This is a genomic window from Mesorhizobium sp. PAMC28654 (genome assembly GCF_020616515.1).
In the GTDB taxonomy this organism is placed as follows: Bacteria; Pseudomonadota; Alphaproteobacteria; order Rhizobiales; family Rhizobiaceae; genus Mesorhizobium.
In genome coordinates this window covers 2,486,923-2,508,577 of record NZ_CP085135.1, presented here as the reverse complement: position 1 = coordinate 2,508,577, position 21,655 = coordinate 2,486,923, and the positions used below count along the sequence as shown (strand labels likewise).

The window sequence follows — 21,655 nt, the reverse complement described above, 5'->3', positions numbered from 1 at the left end:
TGGGAATATCGGTCGATGAGATGCGATCCCGGCCAAATGGCTATAGCGGGCAACTCGGCGATGCAGGAGATCGACGATAGCGGGAGCAACGGGCCGACGGCTTTGGAAACCGAGTTTTTAGCTTGGCGTCGACTTGTCGCGACGCTCGACAATGTAGATGTGATCAGCCGCCAGCACGACCTCCCCATGCTGGTTGATCACTTCGCAACGCTCGATCACTCGACCTGAATTGGGCCGCTTTGGATCGTCTTCCTTGGCCGCGATGGTGGTGCGGGTCTTGATCGTGTCGCCGATGAACACCGGCTTGATGAAGCGCAGTCTGTCGTAGCCATAGGAAAAGGCAACGGGGTTGACGACGCTTGCCGTCAGCCCGATGCCCACGGAGAAGACCAGCGTGCCATGCGCGATGCGCTGGCCGAACGGCGTCGTCTTCATGAACTCGGCATCCATGTGATGCGGGAAGAAGTCGCCGGTATGGCCGGCATGGACGATGAAGTCGGTCTCGGTGATGGTGCGGCCGCTGGTGGTGCGCGACGCGCCGATCTCGTAGTCCTCGAAATAAACTGTCTGCTCCATGTCAGGGCCTCGCCGCGATCGGTGTCGTCGGCGCGGCACTCGATTGATAGCCGGCTTCGACAAGCGCCATCGTGTTCCAGGCATCCTCGACGGAGCTGACGAGTTCGGTGTCCTCGCCGGACGCATAGCGTTGGACATTGGCCATGCGGCCGATAAAGGCGTCCGGGAACCATTCGCCCTGAAGCGGCACCGTGACCCAGTCGGAGCCGCCTTTCGGATAGATTTCGAGGATGTCCGACTCTCCGCGTGGATAGTCCAGGTTGAGCCCGAGCTTGAGGTACGCAGCGCCCTCGGTGCCGCAGACGCGGAATTCGCAGGCCTGATGCCGGCGGCCGAATTTGTGGTCATGGTTTATCGACAGCGCGCAGCGCACGGTATCCCCATAGTCGAGGATCGCGCTGGTACGTGTTTGCGCGACCTTGTGGTTGGGATGGCCGAGCGTCTTGGCGTGAATCCCCTTGGGGTCGCCGAGCAATTGCCGGATCAGGTCGAGATAGTGGATCGAATGCATGGCGATCTCGACGCGCGGCGCTGTCTGCAGGAACTCCCAGAGTTGCCATGGTGTCGCAAGCGCCAGCCAGGCATCGAAATCGATGATGTCGCCCAGCCACCCCCTGGCGATCGCGTCCTTCAGCGCCAGCATCATCGGCGCGAAGCGGAGCTGGAAATTCACGGCGGCCTTGAGGTTCTTGGCGCGGCAGGTCCGCAGGATTTCAGTGGCTTCGCCGAGATCGCCGCCCATCGGTTTCTGGATCAGCGCCACCGCGCCATCATGCAGTTTTCCGAGCACATCGGCATGACGGGCCGGCGGCGTCGCGAGATCGAAGATAGCATTCTCGGCGGATGCGGCTTCCTCGACCGACCGGTAGACGGCAATGCCCCATGTGTCCGCCAGTTGCTGCGCCTTGGCCTGATCGGGATCGAAAAGTCCGGCAACCGGGAAGCCAGCTTTTCTGTAGGCCGGCAAATGCGCATCCCCGACGATCGACCCGGCACCGAATATCACGATCGGTCTGGGTTTTGACGGCCGCGCCCACGCCTGCGAGAGTGAGGCCGGATCGAAAGCACCATCAGTCATGATGGAAGACTTCGTCCATGGTTGCCCACCACTCGCCTTCCTTGCGCGTCGGTAAGGGCTCCTGGCAGGGCATGCAGACCGCCCACCATTCCTGCGTCCTGGGGTCGGCGGCCATCTTGGCCATGTCGGCGGCGTAATCCGTGCCGTGGTACTCGAACGTGCTGAACAGCAGGTTTTCCGGCTGCTTCAGGTAGATCGAGTAGTTCTTGATGTTGCAGGCGGAAATCATGGTCAGGACATCAGGCCAGACGGCGGCGTGAAGCCGCACATATTCAGCGACCTTTTCCGGCTTCAGGCCGAGCACCATTCCCATCCGCTGCATGTCCGCTCCCTATTTCACTATTGTCGTGGTGAACTCGCCGATGCTCTTCGCCTTGACCGCATCCCAGTCCCAGTCGATGCCGATGCCCGGTTCTTCCGGCGCCAATGCATGTCCGTCCTCGATGCGCATCTTCTTGCCGGTCAGATCGTCAAGCTGGGGAATATACTCGACATACCTGCCGTTCTGAATGGCGCAGGTCAGGCTGACATGCAGTTCCATGAGGAAATGCGGGCAGACCGGAATGTCGAACGCCTCGGCCGCATGCGCGACCTTCAGCCAGGGCGTAATGCCGCCGATGCGGCCGACATCGACCTGAACGATCGAGCAGGCGCCTTTCTGCATGTATTCGCGGAAGTGGCGGATCGAATAGAGCGACTCGCCGATGGCGATCGGCGTCGACGTTGCATTCGACAGGCGCACATGCCCATCGATGTCATCGGCCGGCAGCGGCTCCTCGATCCAGGCCAGGTCGAGTTCGCGCAACCGCCCGGCACGGCGGATCGCCTCATCGACGGAAAAACCCTGGTTGCAGTCGGTCATGATCTCGTAGCCATCGCCGACCGCCTTGCGCACCGCCGTCAGGCGGGCAAGGTCCTCGGATCCATGCGGCTTGCCGATCTTGACCTTCGAACCGCGAAACCCCTTGGCCTTGGCGGCGAGCGCATCGTCGACCAGTGCCTCGGTCTCGATGTGCAGCCAGCCACCCTCTGTAGTGTAGAGCGGGCACCGATCCTTGGCGCCGCCGGCCAGCTTCCACAGCGGCAGGCCCTGCTTTTTCGCCCGCAGGTCCCAGAGCGCGGTATCGATGGCCGCCAGCGCAATAGCAGTGATCGCGCCGATCGTCGTGGCGTGGGTGGCGAATTCAAGCTCGTGCCAGATCGCCTCGATCATGTCGGCGTCGCGGCCGATCAGCCTGGGTGCCAGATGATCGGACAACAGCCGCATCACCGAGGAGCCGCCAGTGCCGATCGTGTAGCTGTAGCCGGTGCCGACCGCGCCATCAGAGTCAGTGATGGTGACGATCGGCGTTTCCTGGCTGACGAAACTCTGGATCGCGTCGGTGCGCTTGACCTTCGGCACCAGGTCGACGATCCGCAGTTCGACTTTCTCGATTCTTGCCATGGCTAGCCTCGCAATGTCCGTCCGGTTGCAGCGGAAAACAGATGCGCCTGCGAAAGGTCCAGGCTCATCTTCACATGATCGCCGGCCCGCAGCGGTTTCGGGTTGAGCATGCGCGATACCCAGTCGCTGCCGTTGAATTCGACGAACACCAGCGTCTCGTTGCCGAGCGGTTCGGTCACGATCACTGGCAACTCCAACTGGTGGACGTCGGCGTCGGCGCCGGAGCTGATGCCGTGGCCTGTCGGATAGATGTCGTCGGGCCGAAGGCCGAACACGACCTTGTCGCCGGCGGTGACATTCGCCTTGAACTGGCTGGGCAGGGGCAATTTTTCGCCGCTGGCGAACAGCAGCTGTCCGGCGTCGACGACCGCTTCATGCAGGTTCATCGGCGGTGAGCCGATGAAGCCGGCTACGAAGCGTGTCGCAGGCCTCCGGAAAACCTCGTCCGGCGTGCCGACCTGTTCGATGTGGCCGTCGCGCATGATGACGATGCGGTCGGCAAGCGTCATCGCCTCGACCTGATCGTGGGTGACGTAGATCACCGTCGACTTCACCTTGGCATGCAGCTTCTTGATCTCTGTGCGCATCTGCGTCCTGAGCTTGGCGTCAAGGTTGGACAGCGGCTCGTCGAACAGGAAGACATCGGGATCGCGCACGATGGCGCGGCCCATGGCGACGCGCTGGCGCTGGCCGCCGGACAGTTGGGAGGGGCGGCGGTCCAGCAGCGTGTCGAGGCCGAGGATGGCCGAGGCCTCCGCGACGCGCCGGTCCATGTCTTCCTTCGCCGCTCCCGCGATCTTCAGCGAGAAGCCGAGATTCTCGCGCACCGTCATGTGTGGGTAGAGCGCATAGGACTGGAACACCATCGAGATGTTGCGCGCGCGCGGTGGCAGGTCGTTGACCTTGCGGCCGCCGATCTCGATCACACCGCTGCTGATATCCTCGAGGCCGGCGATCATGCGTAGGGTTGTCGACTTGCCGCAGCCGGAGGGCCCGACGAGGGCAATGAACTCGCGGTCGGCGACATCGAGGTCGATGCCGTGCACGACCCCTACGGGGCCATAGCTCTTGGTGAGTTTCTTCAGGGATACGGTTGCCATGTCAGCCTTTCACCGCGCCGGAGGTCAGGCCGCCGACGAGATGTTTCTGGACGATGAAGGTAAGCGTGAGTGCCGGAATGATCATGACCACGGCCAGCGCGCACATGCCGCGCCAGTCGATGGTGAATTCGGCCGTGTAGTCGAGCAGCCCGACCGGCAGCGTCTTGGAATTGACGGAACGCGTTAGCTGCGAGGCAAGCGCGAACTCGTTCCACGACGTCAGGAAGGCAAAAATGCCGGCGGAAGCGATGCCGGGTCCGGCGAGCGGAAACTCGACCTGCCAGAACGCCTGCCAGCGGGTGCAGCCGTCGATCTGGGCGGCTTCGGCTAGGTCCTTCGGCACCTGGCGGAAAAAGCCGTCGATCAGCCAGATAGTGAACGGCACATTGAGCGCGACATAGGCGAGGATCAGCCCGAAATGCGTGTCGATGATGCCGAGCCTTGCGTAGACGAAGAACAGCGGCAGCGACAGCGCGATGCCAGGCACGGTGCGCGTCAGCATCAGGCCGAGGAACATCGCCGACTTGGCGCGGAAGCGGTAGCGGGCAAAGGCGTATCCGCCGGCCATGCCGATGGCGATGGCGATGATCGTGGAGGTCACCGAGATGATCAGCGAGTTACGGAAGTAGTCGAGCACGGGAATGCCGCCCTTGCCGATGCCGCTGAACATGGCGACATAGGCGTCGAGCGAAACCTCCTGGGGTATCCACACCGGCGGCTTGGCCATGATCTCGACTGTAGGCCTCAGCGACGACAGCACGATCCAGATGCCGGGCAGGCAGATAACCAGCATGGCGAGGAACAGGGCGACGGCGTGGGCAATGCTCAAGGCACGGCGGCGCAGACGGTGGGCGGCGTTCTGGTCCATGCTCACCATTCCGCCGCGACTTGCGAGCGCGCTGCGGCGAGCTTGCGATAGAAGTAAACGGTGAACAGGATCGACAGCAGGATCGAGAAATAGGCCATGGCGTTGGCCATGCCCATCCTGGAATCGCTGTAGCCGGTGCGCGCGACAAGCGTCCACAATAGCTCGGTACGTCCAGCCGGGCCGCCATCGGTCATGATCTTGACGATGTCATAGGCGCGGGCGACGTCCAGCGAGCGGATTGTCATGGCGATATAGGCGAATGGCATGATGAACGGCCACGTCACGTAGCGAAACGTCTGCCAGGGCGTGCAGCCGTCGACGCGGGCGGCCTCGACCGGCTCGCGCGGCATGGCCAGCAGCCCGGCAAGGATCAGGATCGCGAACACCGAGGTCGAAGACCAGATTTCGGCCGTCAGTATCGCGAAGAAGGCGAGCTTGCCGTCGATCAGCCACGGGATCGCGCGGTCGGTCAGGCCAAGCGCCTGGAGCGCGTTGTTCACTAGGCCGATATTGTCGTTGAACATGAACTTGAACTGGAAGCCGACCAGGATCGGCGAGAACATCATCGGGAACATCATGATGGTGCGCAGCAGGCGCTGTCCGCGCGACGCCTTTTCGACCAGCAATGCCAGGCCGAGCCCCAGCAGCATTTCGAGATTGAGCGCCACGGTCAGCAGCACGACGGTGCGCAGGAAAGCTACCCAGAAGTTCCAGTCGGCCAGGATGGTCGCATAGTTGCGAAGGCCGATGAACACCCAGAAGGTCTCCGGCCGGGTCAGCCGGAACGGCGTGAAGCTCGAATAAAGCGACAGGCACAGCGGCACGACGACCACCGCTGCCAGCACGATGATGGCCGGCAGCAGAAGCAGGAACGGTGCCGAGGGTCTCCAGCCTTTCATGTCGATCCGGTTCTGGTTGGTGCCCGGACACCGAAGGCCGCCACCGGCGAACGGAGATCAAGACAAAGCACTAGGGTTCTGGAAACAGTTCGGGGACGCCACCCTTTCACAAGTGCGGCGCCCCCGGGGGAGGATATCAAAGTTTGCCGGCGTCCTGGAGGATCTGCGTCGCCTTGGCGGCAGCGTCGTCCAGTGCCTGCTTCGACGTCTTGTCGCCAAGTATGGCGGCCTGCAGTTCGGGATAGACGGCGTTGGAGATTTCGATCCATTCAGGCGTCTGCGGAACCGCAAAGGCGTGCTTTGCCTCTTCCTGGAAAGCTGTCAGCACTTCCTTCTTGTAAGGGTCGTTTTCGGCTTGCTTCAGGTCCCATTCCCACACCGCGGTGCGGGTCGGCAGTGGGCCGGCGGCGGCTTCGAGCTTCTGGCTGTCCTCATTCGTCAGCCACCACACCAGCGAGGCCGCGGCCTCCTTGTTGGGGCAGTTTTCAGTAACCGAGAAGCCGTGGAACCCAGACCAGCCGGTGCGAATGCCGGCCGAGCCCATCGGCGCCACCTTCACGCCGACATTGCCGGCGACCTTCGACGATTTCGGATCGTTGAAGAAGCCTGCCCAGCCCGGCCAGTCGAGATTGATGGCGATCGTGCCCGAGGCAAAGCCCTGGCCGAGATCGTCCCACAGATAGTTGGTCGTACCGGCCGGCACCGCCTTGGCCTTGTAAAGATTGACGAACCAGTCGAGCGCGTGCACGCCGGCCTCCGAATTGAAGGCGGGCTTGCCGTCCTTGTCGAGATACTGCCCACCGTCGGCGATGACCATCTCGTAGAAGCGGCCGTTGATCGCCTCTTCCTTGCCGGCGAATTGCGTGCCGTAGAAATTGGGCGGGCTGGCGAAGAATTCGGCCTGCTGGGCAACCTCGTCCCACGTGTCGGGTGGCACCAGGTCCTTGCCATACTTGGCCTTGTAGGCGGCCTTCTTGGCTTCGTCCTGGTACAGGCTCTTCTGATAGTAGAGCGCCGAAACGTCGAACTGCGCGCGCGGCAGCATCTCCAGCTTGCCGCCAATCGTCGCCGACTTGATCGTGGACGGCACGAACGCGTCGATCTCCGACTTGGGCAGTAGCTTGCTGAGGTCGGTGTAGAGGCTCGTATATTGCGGCGCGAAGGAGGAATGGTTCCAGCCGACGCACCAGTTGGTGCTGCCGGAAGCGATGTCCGACTTCAGCTCCTTGTCGATGTCGAAGCCGTTCTTCTTGGTCAGGATGTTGACCTTGGCGCCGGTCGCCTTCTCCCACTCGCCGATACGCGTGTAGAGCGCCTCATACTGCTGGCCGCCAATCAATTTGGCGTCGATGGTGACGCCTTCGAACTTGCCGGGCAGGTCGCCGGCGAAGGCAGTGCCCGCACCGAAAGCAAGCAGCGTTACGCCGGCCGACAGGCCGGAAATCAATCTCTTCATTGGTTCCTCCCAAAGAGCCCGCATCGACGGCCATGACATGGCCGCAGGACAGACTTCATTCATATACAAACAAAACATTTATACATCGTCAAGCCGAAAGTTCTTTCGGATGCGCGGCCGCTATGCGTATATGAAGGCTCGAATTCACTGGGGAACGACCATGGCCGAGGATGAGGATGACGACCGCTATCGGGCGCCGGCGCTGGACAAGGGGCTCGACATTCTCGAGCTGCTGGCTGGCGTCGATGGCGGCCTGACACAGGCGGAAATCGCCAAGAAACTCGATCGCAGCCCCAATGAGTTCTACCGCATGCTGGATCGCCTAGTGCGGCGAGGCTATGTCACGCGCCCGGACGGCGATCGCTATTCGCTGACGCTCAAACTGTTTGGGCTGGCGCAACTGCATGCGCCGGTGCGCCGACTGGTTTCCTACGCGACCCCGTTGATGCGCGAACTTGCCGAAACCTCGCAGCAGGCGAACCAGCTCGTCGTCTTCGACCGTGGTTCGGCGGTGGTGATCGCGCAGCAGGAAGCCCCGGACTACTGGGGTATCTCCATTCGCGTCGGTTCGCACATCAGCCTGTTCGACACCGGTTCGGGGCATGTGCTGCTCGCCTTCCGCTCGCCGGAAGAGCGGCAGATGATGATCTCCGAGCACATGCGCAGCACCGACAAGCCCGCCCAGTCGCCGGAGTTCTTCACCCGCCTCGACCAGATCCGCGATCGTGGCTACGAGATGATGGCTTCGCTGCAGACAGCCGGCGTTTTCAACCTGTCGGCACCCGTATTGGGATCGGACGGCAAGGCGATCGCGGCACTTTCGGTCCCCTACATAACCCTGGTCAATTCGCCCCAGTCGCCCGACATCACCCGCACGATCGGACTGCTGCAGGTTGCGGCGGAAAAACTCTCGCACCTCGCCGGGTCAGCCGTGAAGCAAGGCAAGTGAATTCTTATTTGAATGAATGATTTCTCCGTGAGATGATCCGAAATCGCCACGGAGGAACGCGCCGCCATGATCTTCGATACCCATCTGCACCTCATCGACCTGTCGGCACTGCGCTACCCCTGGCTCGGCGGCGCACCCGCGCTGAACCGCGATTTCTCCCATGAGGAATATGCAATCCAGGCCCGCCGCGCAGGCATAGAGGGCGCATTGCATATGGAGGTCGATGTCGATCCGGCCGACATCGAGGCCGAAACCAGCCATGTGAAAGCGCAGTCACGACAGAAGGGCAGTCTGCTGCGCGGGGTTATCGCCTCCTGCCGTCCGGAAGATGTGGACTTTGCCGCTTATCTCGAGCGTCAGCGGGCCGATGCCTTCGTCAAGGGTTTTCGCCGCGTGCTTCACGTCATGCCGGACGCGCTTTCGGAGGGTGCGCTGTTTCGTGAAAACATCAAGCGGATTGCCGGCACCGGCCTGAGCTTCGATCTCGTCGTCCTGCCGCACCAGATACCCAAGGCGATCGCGCTTGCCGATCTCACGCCCGACGTCCAGTTCGTCCTCGACCATTGCGGCGTGCCGAATATCAAGGGCGGCGCGGAGCATCCATGGCGCGAGCATATGGCGGAGATCGCACGGCGACCCAATGTCGTCGCCAAGATTTCCGGCGTGGTCGCCTATGCGGATGCAGGGTCATGGACCGTCGACGCCTTGCGCCCCTATGTCGAACACACCATCAAATGCTTCGGCTGGGACCGCGTCGTTTGGGGCAGCGACTGGCCGGTCTGCACGCTTGGCGGCGGCCTCGCGACCTGGGTGGCGGCCACCCACGCGTTGATCGGCGGCGCAAGCCCGGATGAACGCACAATGCTTCTGTCCGCCAACGCCAAGCGGCTGTGGAGCCTCTAGAACGGCCAAACCGCGCTGGGGCTCAGATCGTCGCCGACACGTGGCGCTCGCGGCCATAGAGCGACACCAGCAGCACGATGACGAAGCCAAGGGCCGCCTGCACCGTCGAGGGCTGGAAGCCGAGCCCGATCAGCAGTGTGTTGATCTCCGTCAGCACCAGCACGCCGGCGATGGTGCCGAAATAATTGCCACGGCCGCCGACGAGGGCGGCACCACCGACCACCACCGCGGCGATCGTCTGGAACAGATAGGGCTGGCCGACATCGCCATAGGCCGAGCCGGTGAAGCCGAGCAGCAGCACCCCGGCCACGGCGGCGAAGAAAGCGCTCGCGGCATAGGTTATCGTCCACATGCGCACGGGGTCGATCAGCGCTAGGGGGGCTGCCTCCGGGTTGCTGCCGACGGCATAGAGGCGGCGTCCATAGGGCGTGCGCGCGAGCACGACGGTTACCAGCAACGCCAGCACCGCTACGCATGGCACCACCGCCGGCACCGGCAGCGGTCCGATCGATCCGCCAATTGAAACGAAGTTGGAAACCGCCTCGGGCGCCGATCCGGATGGAAAGCCTCCCGTCCACAACAGGACGGCGCCCTGCACGATCATGCCGATGCCGAGCGTGACGATCAGCGGGTGGATGTTCAGCCCGCGCGAGATCAGCCCATTCAGCGCGCCGATCAGGATGGCGAGCACACCGACGATAAGGCAGACGACAGCGAAGTTCATGCCGTTGCCATAGAGTTGCGCGGCAACGACATTGGCAAAGCCGATGACGAAGGGGATCGACAGGTCGATGCCGCCGAGGATGACGACGAGCGTCTGGCCGATCGATGCCACCGCCAGCAGCGAGGCGATGACCAGCAACGCGCGGATCGCGAACGGCGCGGAATAGCCGGGGATCAGCAACGTGCCGGCAATCTGCAAGGCAACAGCGACGGCAAAGGCGCCGGCGACGCGGGCATTGGTGGACTGGAACCAGGTCTGGGCCATGTCTGTCAGCCTTTCCGTCCGGAGAGCCGTTCCTGCAGCGCCGTCATGATGACGGCCACGACGAGGATGACGCCATAGGCAATCTGCAGCACATAGGTTGAGACGTTGAAAGCGGTCAGCACGCTCTGCAGCAGGAAGATGTCGATGGCGCCGATCGCGGCGCCCAGAAGTCCGCCGCGCCCGCCGGCAAGGCTGACGCCGCCAAGCGCCACGGCGGCGATGGCGATCAGCGTGTAGGTCGGTCCGATGTTGGGATCGGCCGAGCCGATCAGCGCCGTGAGCATCAGGCCCGCGCAAGCGGCGAGCATGCCGGTCATGACATAGGCGATGAAACGGACCTTGGTGACGGGAACGCCGGCCGTATAGGCGGCGCGATCGTCACTGCCGACGGCCATCAGTTGGTCGTAGTAGGGGGTCTGCCGCACCAGCCACCAGAACAGGAAGATCAGCGCCAGCGGCACAGCCGACCAAGGGCCTGCCATCGCCTTCAGCCATGCCGGGGCTGGGCCGATCGGTGCCGGCAGGATGGTCAGCGTTATGCCGGCAAGGATCAGGTAGGTGCCCAGTGTCGCGACGATCGGCTGGATGCGCACGACGGTGGCCAGGAAGCCGTTGGCGGCCCCGACCAACGCACCGATCAGCAGCGCCGCCGGCACGATGATCAACGGCGAAGAGACGCCTAGCGTCAGGAACAGCATCTGGATGACGATCGCGTTGACGAAACCCATCAGCGGTCCGACGGAAATGTCGCCGCCGCGTCCGGCGAGGATGACGGGAGCCGAGGCAACAGCCGCGCCGATCAGCGGCGCGGCAAGACCGATCAGCGTGCCCCAGGCTGAAGGGTGGAAACGGGCCGGGTTGAGCAGCAGATTGACCGCCGCCAGAATGACCAGCAGCACGACCGCGAAACCCGCGCCGCGCAATTTGCGCCAGGAGCCCATCATGCCGCGCGTCCGAACATGGCGGCGATCACGGCGTTGCTGTTCATCTGCTCTCCGGTGATTTCAGCCGCCACCTGCTGTTCACGGAAAACCAGGACGCGATGGCACAGCAGCAGGATTTCCTCGATCTCGCTCGACAGGATGACCAGCGACATGCCGTCGGCGGCCAGCCCCCGGAATACGTCGTAAAGGATATGCCGCGTCGCCACGTCGACGCCGCGCGTCGGGTCGTTGAGCAGCAGGAAAGCCGGCTCCAGCGCCAGCGCCCGGGCCAACAGAACCTTCTGCTGGTTGCCGCCTGAAAGCGTGGTGATCGCGGCGTCCGGCCGTGGCGCGACGATGGAGAGCTTTTCGCGATACGCTTCATAGCGCTGCCGGCGCCGTGAAAAATTCAGCAAGCCGAAACGCATGTCACGCGACAGCGTCGAGACGGCGAAATTGTCCAGCACCGACTGGGTCGGAAAGATGCCGGTGGCGCGCCGGTCGCGCGGCAAATAGGCAATGCCGCTGGCGACCGCTTTGCGAAAACTGGTGACGGCGCGCGACCCTCCCGGCGTGTCGATGATCACATCGCCACTGGCAGGTTTCTCCAGGCCAGCCAGCGCTTTCAGGAACCGCTCCTGTCCATGGCCGTCGAGACCGGCAAGGCCGACGATCTCGCCGGGTGCCATCGTCTGTGTCACGGGGGCGGCGCCGGGCGCGATGACCAGGCCGCGCACCGAAAGGGCGGTCAGCTCAGCCATGCGTGAGCTCCGCCGCGGTGCGCGGCGCCATCGCCTTGAGCAACTCGGAAGCGGTGGACGCGCCGCGCTCTTCCGTTGCCACCACATTGCCGCCGCGCAGTACGGAAATCCGGTCTGAAAGCGCCATCACCTCGTCCATGCGATGGGTGATGAACAGGATCAGGCAGCCTTCCGAGGCAAGCTTGCGCATCATGGCGAAAACCGCCTCGCGGTCAGCAAAGTCGAGCGCGGCCGTCACCTCGTCGAGAATGAGAATGCGTGGAGTGCGAACCACCGCGCGGGCAAGAACAACCAGTTGCTGGACCGCAAGCGGCAATTGTCCGGCCGGATAATCAAGCGGGATCTCGGTCACCGCGAACTGTTTCAGTACGGCTTGCGCGCGCTGCTTTCGCTCGCCTCGGGGCACCGCGCGTTTGAGCAGGCCATCGAGCCCAAGCAGGATGTTGTCGGTGACTGAGCGGTCGGGTGCGATCAGCACTTCCTGGAATACTGTGGCAAACCCGGCTGCCTGGAAGGCAGCCGGTCCAAAGCCGGAAAAGGGCGTTCCATCGAGCCGGATGGCACCGCCGTCCGGCTGAACGATCCCGGAAAGCAGCTTGACAAGAGTGCTCTTGCCCGAGCCGTTCTCGCCGAGGATGGTGTGGATCGTACCGGCGCGAAACGCGATCGAGGCATTCGCCAGCGCAACCGTTTCGCCATAGCGTTTCGAGACATCCTGGACTTCCAGCATGGCGGGTTCCTGATGAGGAAGGCCGGCGCCGCGCGTGCGGCGCCGGCCTTCAAGATATTACTTGGCGCAGGCGTCCGGCACCTTCGAATAATCCCAGCCCTGGGTCGGCGCCGGATTGGCGAAATAGGCGTTCAGCCATTCCTCCGGCATCGGGTCCTTTGGCGGGACCGGGAAGATCGAAACCGCGTCCGGCGTCATGCAGTCCTTGTACCAGGCGCCAAGGTCCGCGCTGTGAACCGGCGGGATAGGGATCAGCAGCGTGTTCAGCTTGGGCTTCTGGCCATCGAGCATGCGCACGCCGATGCGAAACAGCGTCTCTGCGGTCCAGTGCGGCAGCACCGCATGGCCTTCGAAGCGGTACTTCTCGGGATTGGCCTTCCAGTAGCCCAGCGCATCGCCGGTGATCGAACCGGTGATCAGCGGAGCAGGCCTTCCGGCCTGCGCGAACGCTTCCGCGACGACGCGGCTTTCGCTGCCTGTCGTCCACACCGCATCGATCGGCGCCGGATTGGTGGCGATCGCCTGCAGCACCACGGTCTTGGTGACGTTTGCCGTCCAGTTGCCGTTGACGTTGCGCGCGATCTTCAGCTTGGGATTTTCGGCCAGCGCCTTGTCGGCGCCCTGCCGTTCCTGCACCACGATCGGGTGACCGGCAATGCCCTCGACCAAAAGGATGCTGGCGCCGTTCGGGTCGGCCTTGCCGATCGCCGTCATCATGTCATAGCCCCAGCGCGCATAGTTGGAATCGACATTGATGGCGTTCGGGCTGGTGACCGATCCGGCGGCGGTCAGGAAGGGAATGCCGGCCTTGGCGGCGGCATCGATGGCGTCATCCAGTGCTGTCGCCGAGCCGGGGATCGAGGTGATGATCGAGCACTTCTTGTCGATGAAGGCGCGGATCTGGTTGATCTGCTGGCTGGCGTCGTTGTTGGAATCCGACACTTCGAAACTGGACACGGTGCCGTCGGCGATCAGTCCGTCGACAAGCCGCTTCAGTTCCTTGGTTACAGTGACCCGCCAAGGATTGCCCTGGTAGGATTCTGAATGGCACCATTTCCACGGCTTCGGCGGCGGCGTGAAATTGTCCCAGGCCGAGGGCAGGATTTTCTGCGGCGCGCCGTCATACTGCGCCTTCAGTTCAGTCGGCAGTCCCGCGATCACGCCCTGCACATCCTCGGCATAGGCAACGGTTGCGGTCGATACAAAGGCGGTTGCGGCCAGAAGGCCGCGGATCATGTTTTTCATTGTTCTCCTCCGTTCTAGTTGTTTCAGGCTCCTCCACCGGCAGCGCCGGACACCCGCGCCGGGAAACTGTCCCGAAACAGGCGATTGAGATCGGCAATGACGGGAGCGGCGGCGTGCCGCTCGACCAGGCCGAGATTGATACGATCGGACGCGTTCTGCTGGAACGCCATGTAGCCATCGTGACGTGGCCTGACCCATGCGCCGTCGAGCGTGGCGCGCGTCGCCTTGTAGAAATTGCCGGTCGCTGCATTGACCGCTTGGTCTTCCCAGGCTGAAGCGTGGCCGGGCTGGCCGCCCGCTGCAGCATAGGGGCCGCGCTGCACGTCGTCGCTGGCGATCCAGTAGGCGAAGTCGATCGCCGCATGCTTCGCCCCTGAAAAGGCCGAGACGGCAATGCCGGTGCCACCCAGCGCCGAGCCGACGGGGCCCGCATCGCGGGCGGCCGGGATATTCGCGAAGGCGAGGGGGGCAGGCCGGAAACCGGCGATGGCGTAGGAAACATAGCCATAGATCAGTGGCGCGCACAATGTTCGCGAGCCGGACGCGGCCATATCCTCGGAAACGGCGATCGGGTCCATGCCAAGGCAGGCCGGGTCAATGACATCGGCGATCTCTCGCATCATCTCGAAAACCTGCTTGCCGGTCGCGAGGTCGATGAGGTCGCGGGACGCATCGGTCGCACACGGCTTCCCGAGATTGCCGGCCAGCGTGTAGAGCGTCATCAGCGAATGCGGCGGCCTGAGCGGCAACAGGACATGTCCTCGCCGCGCCAGGTCGAGCACCTCGGACCAGCGCGTTGGCGCCGCATCGAGCCAATCCGGTCGCCACGCCTGCACCTGGCTGGCCGCGTCGATCGGAAATGCCCATTGGTGACCTTGCCATGTGTAGCTCGGATAGGACTGGCCAAGGCTGCCGTCCTTGAGCGCCGCGCGGTCCGCTTCCCGGCCGGAAACATCAAGTGGCGCCAGGCAATGCTCGGCGGTGATCTGGCCGACATGCGGATGGTCGATGACGATCAAATCGTAGGCGCGCGCCAGTTCCTCGACGGGAAAGGATTCGAAATCCTGCAGCGAGCGCTTGTCCCATTCTATGGCAACGCCGGTCTTCTGCTCCCACAGGGACGAGCAGGCGACCATCGGATCGTAGCCACGCGGGTGGCTCCAGGTCATGCCCTTGAGGGTGCGCACGCTCACAGACCGAATTCCTCGCGTATCCTCGCACTGTGCTCGCCAATGCGCGGCGCTGCCCGGTCCACCTTCGCACGGACGCCGTCGACCCTGAGCGGCGAACTGGTGGTGAGGATCGATACGTTGTCCTCGCGCGTCACCGTCTGCAGCATGTCCAGCGACTGGAACCCTTCGCTTGCCAGCATTTCCGGCCAGGTCAGCACCTTGGCGCACCAGATGTCGGCGGGCTCTAGGATGGCCAGCCATTCGTCGATCGTCTTGGTGGCGATCCTCTTGGCGATGATCGCCTTGATGTCATCGCGCGCGGTGAACCACGAAGCCGGTCTGTCGCGATAGGGCGCCAATTCGCTAAGCGACAGCAGATCGGCAAGCTTGGGGATCGGCGTCATGGCGATGGCGAGGTAACCGTCCTTGGCCGGATAGACGCCATAGGGTGCCGACAGATAGGCATGCGCGCTGCGGAAGTTGGATCGCCTGGGCAAGCGGCGGCCATCGTTGAGATGGGTGGTCAGTACCTCGAACTGGAAGTCGACCAGCGCTTCGAGCAGGCTGGTTTCGATATGGCTGCCCTGGCCGGTGATGCCGCGCCGCACAAGTGCTGCCAGGATGCCTTGCGCGCAGGCGGCACCAGCCAGCATGTCACCGATGGCAAGGCCGAACGGCACCGGACCCTGGTCCTCGTCGCCGTTCAGCCACATCACCCCGGACCGCGACTGCGCCAGCAGGTCCTGGCCGGGACGCTTGACCCACGGACCGTCCTCGCCATAGCCGCTGATGGAGGCGTAGACGAGCCGCGGATTGATCTTGCGGACAGCCTCGTAGTCGAGGCCCAGCCGCTCGATGACACCCGGCCTGAAATTCTGGATCAGCACATCGGCCTTGGTCAGCAACGCGCGCAGCGCCTTGAGATCGGCCTCGTTCTTGAGGTCGATGGCAAGACTCTCCTTGGCCCGGTTGATGGCATGGAAGATGGTGGAATCGCCGCCGATCTCGGTGTCGCTGAGATAGAGCCGGCGCGACAGGTCGCCGCCATCCGGCCGCTCGATCTTGATGACGCGGGCGCCGAGATCGAGCAGCCTGAGCGAGCAGTAAGGCCCGGACAGGAACTGACTCATGTCGACGACGACGAGACCGGCAAGCGGCAATTCGGCTGCTGCCGGCATCATCATTTCTCCGTCTTGCCGACGAAATCGGCGGGGTTACGGTACTTCACCGTCTGCAGATGCTCGCAATAGAGAACGAGCTCGCCTTCGCCCTTGAACACTTCGTAACTGGCGCGGATCAGCCCCATCTCCTTGTAGCGAGGCTTCTTGTCGAGGTTGGAGCGGATCGAATAGATCGTGTCACCAATGAAGACAGGCTTTATGAAGCGTAGCTTGTCGTAGCCGTAGGAAAAGGCGTTGACGCAATTGGTGGCGACGAGCCCCAGGCCGGCCGAGAACACAAAAGCGCCGGCGATCAGCCGCTTGCCGAAAATGCCTTCCGTTTCGGCAAACATCTGGTCTTGCACGTAAGGGTGGATGTCGAGCACCAGCGTGTTGAAAAGGTGGCTGTCGCCTTCCGCCATGGTGCGGCGCAGGGAGCGGATCTTCTGCCCGACCGGCCAGTCCTCATAGAACCAGTTCTCCGCGTTCCAGACGGGAAGATCGGCATGATCCTTCGGCATGTTGGCGGGATGCGTCGAGGCAACGCCGACGGTAGGCGCGAAATCGCTCATGGCCGGCTCCGCCACTCTTGCGCGAGGCGCAGCCCAGCGGTCCGGACACGCATGAAAGCGTCTAAATACACGACGTCTCCTCCCGTCAATCTTCTTTTGTAAATAGTATTTTCACATATGGGGTTGCGTTGCAAGCGAGTCTCGGCGAAATTTTGGCCGTTCCGGGCGCCCATGCGCCAACGGAACAGGGGAGGAAATCATGCAGAATGCTTGTCTGGTCTTCGTCGGCAGCCTGAACCGCGAAGCACCGTATTTTCAGGGCGCGCGCGGCGTTGGTCTTGGCGTCTACAGCTTTGATGAAGCGACGCTGGAAACGCGAAAGCTGGCCGAGACCAATGACGTCGACAACCCGACATTCCTGTCGGTGACGCCGGACGGCTCGCGCATCTATGCCAATTCGGAAGTGTTCACCTGGCGCGAGGGAACCGTATCGGCCTATGGCTTCGATCGGGCCTCGGGCGCGCTGAGCTATCTGAACAAGCAGCCGTCGCTTGGCAGCATCACCGCCCACAACACGATCACCCGCGACGGGACGAAACTGCTGGTCGCCAATTACGGCATGGGGGAGGGCGGCCCGGACCGTGCCGTGGCGGTCTATGGTTTCGAGCAGAACGGCGCGTTGTCGGCGCCGCTGGCGAGCGTTTCGCATACCGGCACCGGCCCGAATGCGGCGCGGCAGGAACGCTCGCATGCCCACAGCGTGACGGAGACGGTGGCCGGCGGCGTGGCCATTGTCGCCGATCTCGGCATCGACAGGCTGGTGTCCTACCGGATCGAAGCTGACGGCACGCTCACGAAATTGGCCGAATCCGCCTTGCCGCCAGGTGCCGGGCCACGTCATCTGGCCTTGCACCCGAATGGGCGCTTTGTCCTTGTCATGAACGAGCTGGACTCGACCATCGTGTCGATGGCGCTGGACGAAGCCACGGGCAAGCTGTCGTTGATCGATGCCAAGCCGGCGGTGCCCGCCGAGGCGCGCGACAGCAACCACTGCGCCGACATCCAGATTTCGCCGGATGGTCGTTTCGTCTACGGCTCCAACCGCGGCCACGACAGCATCGTCATCATGGCCGTCGACCAAGAGACCGGCGCGTTGAGCCTGGTGGGCTATGTTCCCTGCGGCGGCGCCACGCCGCGCAACCTGGCCCTGACGCCTTCAGGCGGCCACCTTTTCTCGGCCAACCAAAACGCCGACCGCATCTCGATTTTCGAGCGCGATGCCGGCAGCGGCCGGTTGACCGACACCGGACGCTCGATCTGGATCGGCACGCCGATGTGCGTGAAGATCGTGCGCTGATCGGACGCGATGCTCTCGATGCCGACGTCATCGTCGCAAGTGCCGCCTTCGAACGGATTTCGGCCATGGGCAAACACCTGTCGAATCTGTCACAAGACGGTCGCGGTCGCGGTCGCGGCCGCAAGGAGCAATGGCGCGAACGGGGCCACGAATGGATTTGTCTTTTGATCTAGGTCGAGGTGCTGCCTCTCTCGGACATCGTTTTCTGATCGGCTTGCAGCCGGGACATGTGCTCGGCGACCACGACAAGCGGTTGCTGTCGTTGCTCAAGCCGGCCGGAGTTGTCTTCTTCCGTGCCAATTTCCTCGCCGACGCGCCCTATGACGATTGGCTGGCAACGCATCGCAAGCTCATGGTCGATATCCGCGAACATATCGGACGCGAAGAGGTCCTGTTCTGCATCGATCACGAGGGCGGTGGCGTGTTGAGGCCGCCGGCGCCGATCACGCCCTTCGCCTATGCAAGGCGCTGGAAGGAACAGGCCGCCGATGTCGGCCGGGCGATGGGGATAGAGCTGGCTTCGCTCGGCTTCAACGTCAACTTTGCTCCAGTGCTCGACGTCAATTCCAATGCCGACAATCCGGTCATCGGCCAGCGCGCTTTCGGCGCGACGCCATCGGACGTGACCGCCGCGGCGCGGCCATTCCTGCAGGCGATGCAGGCCGAGGGCGTTCTCGGCTGCCCAAAACACTTCCCCGGCCACGGCGACACCAGCGTCGATTCGCATTACGGCCTTCCCGTAGTCGACATCGATGCAGCGACCTTCCGCAACCGGGAACTGGCGCCGTTCCGTGATATGGCGGACGCCGAGGCGCGCATGATCATGACCGCCCACATCGTCTTTCCCCACATCGATCCCGGCACGCCGGCGACGATGTCGAAGGTCATGCTGCAGGACATCCTGCGCGGCGAACTCGGCTTCAAGGGCGTGGTTGTGTCCGACGATCTCGGCATGGCGGCGATCTCGTCGATGCTCGACCGACCGGAAACGTCGATCAAGCTCGCCAATGCCGGCTGCGACCTGCTTTGCATGTGCGCCTATTGGGCCGACACCTCGCTGATCCTGCGCATGACCGATCACATCCTGGCCGGCGTGCGCGACGGCTCTGTCGCCGAGGCGACGCTGGCCCGGTCGCACCAGCGCATCGCCGATTTGCTGTCGTCCGCGCCACGGCATGCCGTGCGGCGCCTGCCCGACGACGCCTTCGCCCGGCACTGCACCCTGGCGCCCTTGCGCGACAACAGCCCGCGCAAGGTTTCCGAAGGCGGCGCCGCGACGGTGTAGGCTACTTGCTACTTCGCATGAGCCTCGGCCAGTAGGGCCATCGTGGGTGGGCCCACGGAGCCTCTTTCGATGATCCCGGTCGGCAGAATAAGCCTTTCCGGCGGCCGTGTTTCGCCCTTCAGCCGACGAATGAGCAATTCGGCGACGCTTTTTCCAAGCGCATAGACGGGCTGGTCGACGACGGTGATGGGCGGGGTGGTGACGCTTGTCCAATCCGCATCATGGAAGGTGATCAGCGAAATATCCTCTGGAACCCGCAGGCCGCGCTGGCGGATCACCCTGAAGATCTCCAGCGCTATGACACTGTCGGAGGCAAGGATCGCCGTCGGCCGATCGGGCCCGGACAGCAGCTTGTCGGCGACCCCTCGCGTTTCGTCGGGGCTTGTCGCACCGAGCCGAACATAACGTTCTGGCCGATCAATTCCGGCCTCTCGGCACACGGTGAGGAAACCGTCGATACGCTCGCGAACCGACGAGGTGTAGATCTGTCCGAGATCGCGGTATTCATGCCCCTCGGCGTCGACCGCGGTAATATAGGAGATGTTGCGGTGGCCGGCGTCGGCAAGGATGCGGGTCGCCCGCATGGCGATACCGCGATCGTCGACCGTGACCGTATCGACATCCAGATCGGGCAGCGCCCGGTCAAGCAGGGCAAGCGGCCGGCCTGAACGATGGATGTCGCGCAGATGCGAGATGTCCCGCGATTCCGACGGCGTGACGATCAGCCCATCGACGCGCTTGCCGATCAATAGCCTCACAGCTGCCTTCTCAACCTCAATCCGCTCGCCGGAGTTGGCCAGAATGACGTTGAATCCGGCGGCCCTTGCCGCATCGCTGATGCCGCGCACCGCGAGGCTGAAGAACGGGTTCTCGATGTCGCCGACAACCACGCCGATGATGCCGGACCTGCCGGTCGTCATGCTGCGGGCCAACTCGTTCGGACGGTAGTCCAGCGTCTTGGCGGCTGCCATGACGTCGACGCGGATCGTGTCGCTGACGACGCCGTATCCGCCAAGTACGCGCGCGGCGGTCGCTTTCGACACGTTTGCCGCGCGGGCGACGTCGCTGACAGTTATCGACCGGGTTTTGGGCACGGTTCTTTTCATCGGATGAACGACTACAAGAGTTGTTGACGGAAGGTCAATCTGGCGATAACGATTATCAAAGAGACCGGTCTCACGCAATAAGAGACCGGTCTCTTTCGAAAAAATGAAGAGCCAGGAGACGTGATGGCAGCTTGCGGCGTAAGCCGCTGCCGCAGCAGCGGACGATGTAAGGCGTGAAATTACGGGCTTAACGTAAATGCCAAGAAGAACAGACCTTCAGAGTGGAGAGAAGACATGAGCAAGATTGGAATTCTCAAGTCGTTGATGTCGCCGATACAGGCCGGCGCAATGGCCCTTATGGTTGTGTGCATTGGAGCAGGTTTGGTTTCGCGGGCTGTCGCCGCGGATGACAATCCCTATGGCCTTATCGATGCGAAGGTCATCAGCGTCGGTACCATGGGAGACGCCAAACCCTACGCTTTCACCCAGGCGGACGGCACGTTCACGGGGTTCGACATTGAATTCTTCCGCAATGTCGCAAGCCGCCTCGGATTCAAGCCGGATCAGGTGATCTTCACCGGTCAGGAATTCTCGGCGCTGATGCCTTCGGTTGCCAATGAGCGCTTCGACGTGGCGGTCGCGGCGATCGGCACGACGGAAGCGCGCAAGAAGACGGTCGATTTTTCCGACGGCTATCTCGCGGGCTACCTGTCGGTGCTTACCGCCGACAAGGCCATAACTTCCGCGGACGGGCTCAAGGGCAAGCGACTTGGCGTCGTGCAAGGTACGCTGCAGGAAATCTATGCGGCGAAGAATTTTGTCGGGACGGATCTCGTCAAATTTCCCGACAACAACTCTGCTGTTTCGGCGCTCAACAACGGAACCGTCGACGCCCATTTCCTCGACTACGAGGCCGCCAAGCAATATGGCGAGCGCTATCCGGGGCTGACGATAGCGGTCAATATTCCTTCCTTCGACGCGCCCGCCGGCTTCGTCGTGCGCAAGGGCAACGACAAGCTTCGCAATGCGCTGAACACTGCCCTGCACGCGGCCATGCAGGACGGCACCTGGAAGACGCTTTATGAGAAATGGTTCCCCGGCTCGCCGATGCCCGACGAATATCTCCCCAAGAAGTGACCGCGCCAGCCGCCGGCCGTGATGGCCGGCGGCTGAAAGACATTCTGTCGCGCCTGACTTTCGGAC

23 protein-coding genes are annotated in these 21,655 nt (G+C 63.0%); 6 read left to right on the top strand and 17 right to left on the bottom strand.

All coding sequences use genetic code 11. From position 1 onward, the window contains the following. Positions 1 to 117: 117 nt before the first annotated feature. The 8 genes from LGH82_RS12580 to LGH82_RS12545 form a co-directional block, all read right to left on the bottom strand. Positions 118 to 576 (bottom strand): MaoC/PaaZ C-terminal domain-containing protein, encoded by a 459-nt coding sequence (locus LGH82_RS12580; RefSeq protein WP_227348782.1) that lies wholly within the window; start codon positions 574 to 576, stop codon positions 118 to 120. A 1-nt stretch (position 577) separates the two neighbouring features. Then, positions 578 to 1,654 (bottom strand): Gfo/Idh/MocA family protein, encoded by a 1,077-nt coding sequence (locus LGH82_RS12575; RefSeq protein WP_227348781.1) that lies wholly within the window; start codon positions 1,652 to 1,654, stop codon positions 578 to 580. Then, a complete protein-coding gene (locus LGH82_RS12570) occupies positions 1,647 to 1,976 on the bottom strand; it encodes an L-rhamnose mutarotase (RefSeq protein WP_227348780.1) in 330 nt (109 codons plus the stop codon). The genes LGH82_RS12575 and LGH82_RS12570 overlap by 8 nt, the downstream gene beginning before the upstream one ends. A gap of 9 nt (positions 1,977 to 1,985) precedes the next feature. Next, positions 1,986 to 3,098, bottom strand: a complete 1,113-nt coding sequence (locus LGH82_RS12565; RefSeq protein ID WP_227348779.1) for a mandelate racemase/muconate lactonizing enzyme family protein — start codon at positions 3,096 to 3,098, stop codon at positions 1,986 to 1,988. 2 nt (positions 3,099 to 3,100) lie between these two features. Then, complete coding sequence (locus LGH82_RS12560; RefSeq protein ID WP_227348778.1) at positions 3,101 to 4,198, bottom strand: ABC transporter ATP-binding protein; 1,098 nt, start codon at positions 4,196 to 4,198, stop codon at positions 3,101 to 3,103. A gap of 1 nt (position 4,199) precedes the next feature. Further along, a complete protein-coding gene (locus LGH82_RS12555) occupies positions 4,200 to 5,066 on the bottom strand; it encodes a carbohydrate ABC transporter permease (protein ID WP_227348777.1) in 867 nt (288 codons plus the stop codon). Between the two features lie 2 nt (positions 5,067 to 5,068). Continuing rightward, a complete protein-coding gene (locus LGH82_RS12550) occupies positions 5,069 to 5,965 on the bottom strand; it encodes a carbohydrate ABC transporter permease (RefSeq protein ID WP_227348776.1) in 897 nt (298 codons plus the stop codon). A gap of 136 nt (positions 5,966 to 6,101) precedes the next feature. Then, positions 6,102 to 7,421 carry an ABC transporter substrate-binding protein gene (locus LGH82_RS12545; protein WP_227348775.1) on the bottom strand — a complete coding sequence of 440 codons (1,320 nt, stop codon included), beginning with the start codon at positions 7,419 to 7,421 and terminating at the stop codon, positions 6,102 to 6,104. 160 nt (positions 7,422 to 7,581) lie between these two features. Between LGH82_RS12545 and LGH82_RS12540 the strand changes: the two genes are divergently transcribed. Next, positions 7,582 to 8,370 carry an IclR family transcriptional regulator gene (locus LGH82_RS12540; RefSeq protein ID WP_227348774.1) on the top strand — a complete coding sequence of 263 codons (789 nt, stop codon included), beginning with the start codon at positions 7,582 to 7,584 and terminating at the stop codon, positions 8,368 to 8,370. 66 nt (positions 8,371 to 8,436) lie between these two features. Beyond that, complete coding sequence (locus LGH82_RS12535) at positions 8,437 to 9,273, top strand: amidohydrolase family protein (protein WP_227348773.1); 837 nt, start codon at positions 8,437 to 8,439, stop codon at positions 9,271 to 9,273. A gap of 22 nt (positions 9,274 to 9,295) precedes the next feature. Here the strand turns inward: LGH82_RS12535 and LGH82_RS12530 are convergent, their stop codons facing one another. From LGH82_RS12530 to LGH82_RS12495, 8 genes are read right to left on the bottom strand one after another with little or no spacing between them, the layout of a single operon-like run. Next, positions 9,296 to 10,261 carry an ABC transporter permease gene (locus LGH82_RS12530; RefSeq protein ID WP_227348772.1) on the bottom strand — a complete coding sequence of 322 codons (966 nt, stop codon included), beginning with the start codon at positions 10,259 to 10,261 and terminating at the stop codon, positions 9,296 to 9,298. A gap of 5 nt (positions 10,262 to 10,266) precedes the next feature. Further along, complete coding sequence (locus tag LGH82_RS12525; protein WP_227348771.1) at positions 10,267 to 11,205, bottom strand: ABC transporter permease; 939 nt, start codon at positions 11,203 to 11,205, stop codon at positions 10,267 to 10,269. Next, on the bottom strand, positions 11,202 to 11,945 hold the full coding sequence (locus LGH82_RS12520; RefSeq protein WP_227348770.1) for an ATP-binding cassette domain-containing protein: 744 nt from the start codon (positions 11,943 to 11,945) through the stop codon (positions 11,202 to 11,204). The genes LGH82_RS12525 and LGH82_RS12520 overlap by 4 nt, the downstream gene beginning before the upstream one ends. Continuing rightward, a complete protein-coding gene (locus LGH82_RS12515; RefSeq protein ID WP_227348769.1) occupies positions 11,938 to 12,675 on the bottom strand; it encodes an ATP-binding cassette domain-containing protein in 738 nt (245 codons plus the stop codon). Before LGH82_RS12515 ends, LGH82_RS12520 begins: the two co-directional genes overlap by 8 nt. Positions 12,676 to 12,732: 57 nt before the next feature. Further along, on the bottom strand, positions 12,733 to 13,920 hold the full coding sequence (locus LGH82_RS12510) for an ABC transporter substrate-binding protein (RefSeq protein ID WP_227348768.1): 1,188 nt from the start codon (positions 13,918 to 13,920) through the stop codon (positions 12,733 to 12,735). Between the two features lie 23 nt (positions 13,921 to 13,943). Then, positions 13,944 to 15,089 carry an extracellular solute-binding protein gene (locus LGH82_RS12505; protein ID WP_413771467.1) on the bottom strand — a complete coding sequence of 382 codons (1,146 nt, stop codon included), beginning with the start codon at positions 15,087 to 15,089 and terminating at the stop codon, positions 13,944 to 13,946. A gap of 20 nt (positions 15,090 to 15,109) precedes the next feature. Then, a complete protein-coding gene (locus LGH82_RS12500; RefSeq protein WP_227348766.1) occupies positions 15,110 to 16,270 on the bottom strand; it encodes a CaiB/BaiF CoA transferase family protein in 1,161 nt (386 codons plus the stop codon). A gap of 2 nt (positions 16,271 to 16,272) precedes the next feature. After that, positions 16,273 to 16,824, bottom strand: coding sequence for a MaoC family dehydratase (locus LGH82_RS12495; RefSeq protein WP_227348765.1), 552 nt, complete (start codon positions 16,822 to 16,824; stop codon positions 16,273 to 16,275). Positions 16,825 to 17,023: 199 nt separating this feature from the next. Between LGH82_RS12495 and LGH82_RS12490 the strand changes: the two genes are divergently transcribed. Genes LGH82_RS12490 through LGH82_RS12480 form a run of 3 tightly spaced genes read left to right on the top strand, consistent with a single transcriptional unit; the run spans position 17,024 to position 19,406 of the window. After that, entirely contained in the window at positions 17,024 to 18,121 is a 1,098-nt protein-coding gene (locus LGH82_RS12490) for a lactonase family protein (RefSeq protein WP_227348764.1), read from the top strand. After that, positions 18,100 to 18,294, top strand: coding sequence for a hypothetical protein (locus tag LGH82_RS12485; RefSeq protein ID WP_227348763.1), 195 nt, complete (start codon positions 18,100 to 18,102; stop codon positions 18,292 to 18,294). Before LGH82_RS12490 ends, LGH82_RS12485 begins: the two co-directional genes overlap by 22 nt. A 41-nt stretch (positions 18,295 to 18,335) precedes the next feature. Further along, on the top strand, positions 18,336 to 19,406 hold the full coding sequence (locus tag LGH82_RS12480; RefSeq protein WP_227348762.1) for a glycoside hydrolase family 3 protein: 1,071 nt from the start codon (positions 18,336 to 18,338) through the stop codon (positions 19,404 to 19,406). Positions 19,407 to 19,414: 8 nt separating this feature from the next. Here LGH82_RS12480 and LGH82_RS12475 read toward each other — a convergent pair whose 3' ends face one another. Further along, positions 19,415 to 20,512: a LacI family DNA-binding transcriptional regulator gene (locus tag LGH82_RS12475; RefSeq protein WP_227348761.1), complete on the bottom strand. Its 1,098-nt coding sequence runs from the start codon at positions 20,510 to 20,512 to the stop codon at positions 19,415 to 19,417. A 234-nt stretch (positions 20,513 to 20,746) separates the two neighbouring features. Between LGH82_RS12475 and LGH82_RS12470 the strand changes: the two genes are divergently transcribed. Then, positions 20,747 to 21,589 carry an ABC transporter substrate-binding protein gene (locus tag LGH82_RS12470; RefSeq protein WP_227348760.1) on the top strand — a complete coding sequence of 281 codons (843 nt, stop codon included), beginning with the start codon at positions 20,747 to 20,749 and terminating at the stop codon, positions 21,587 to 21,589. Positions 21,590 to 21,655: the final 66 nt, after the last annotated feature.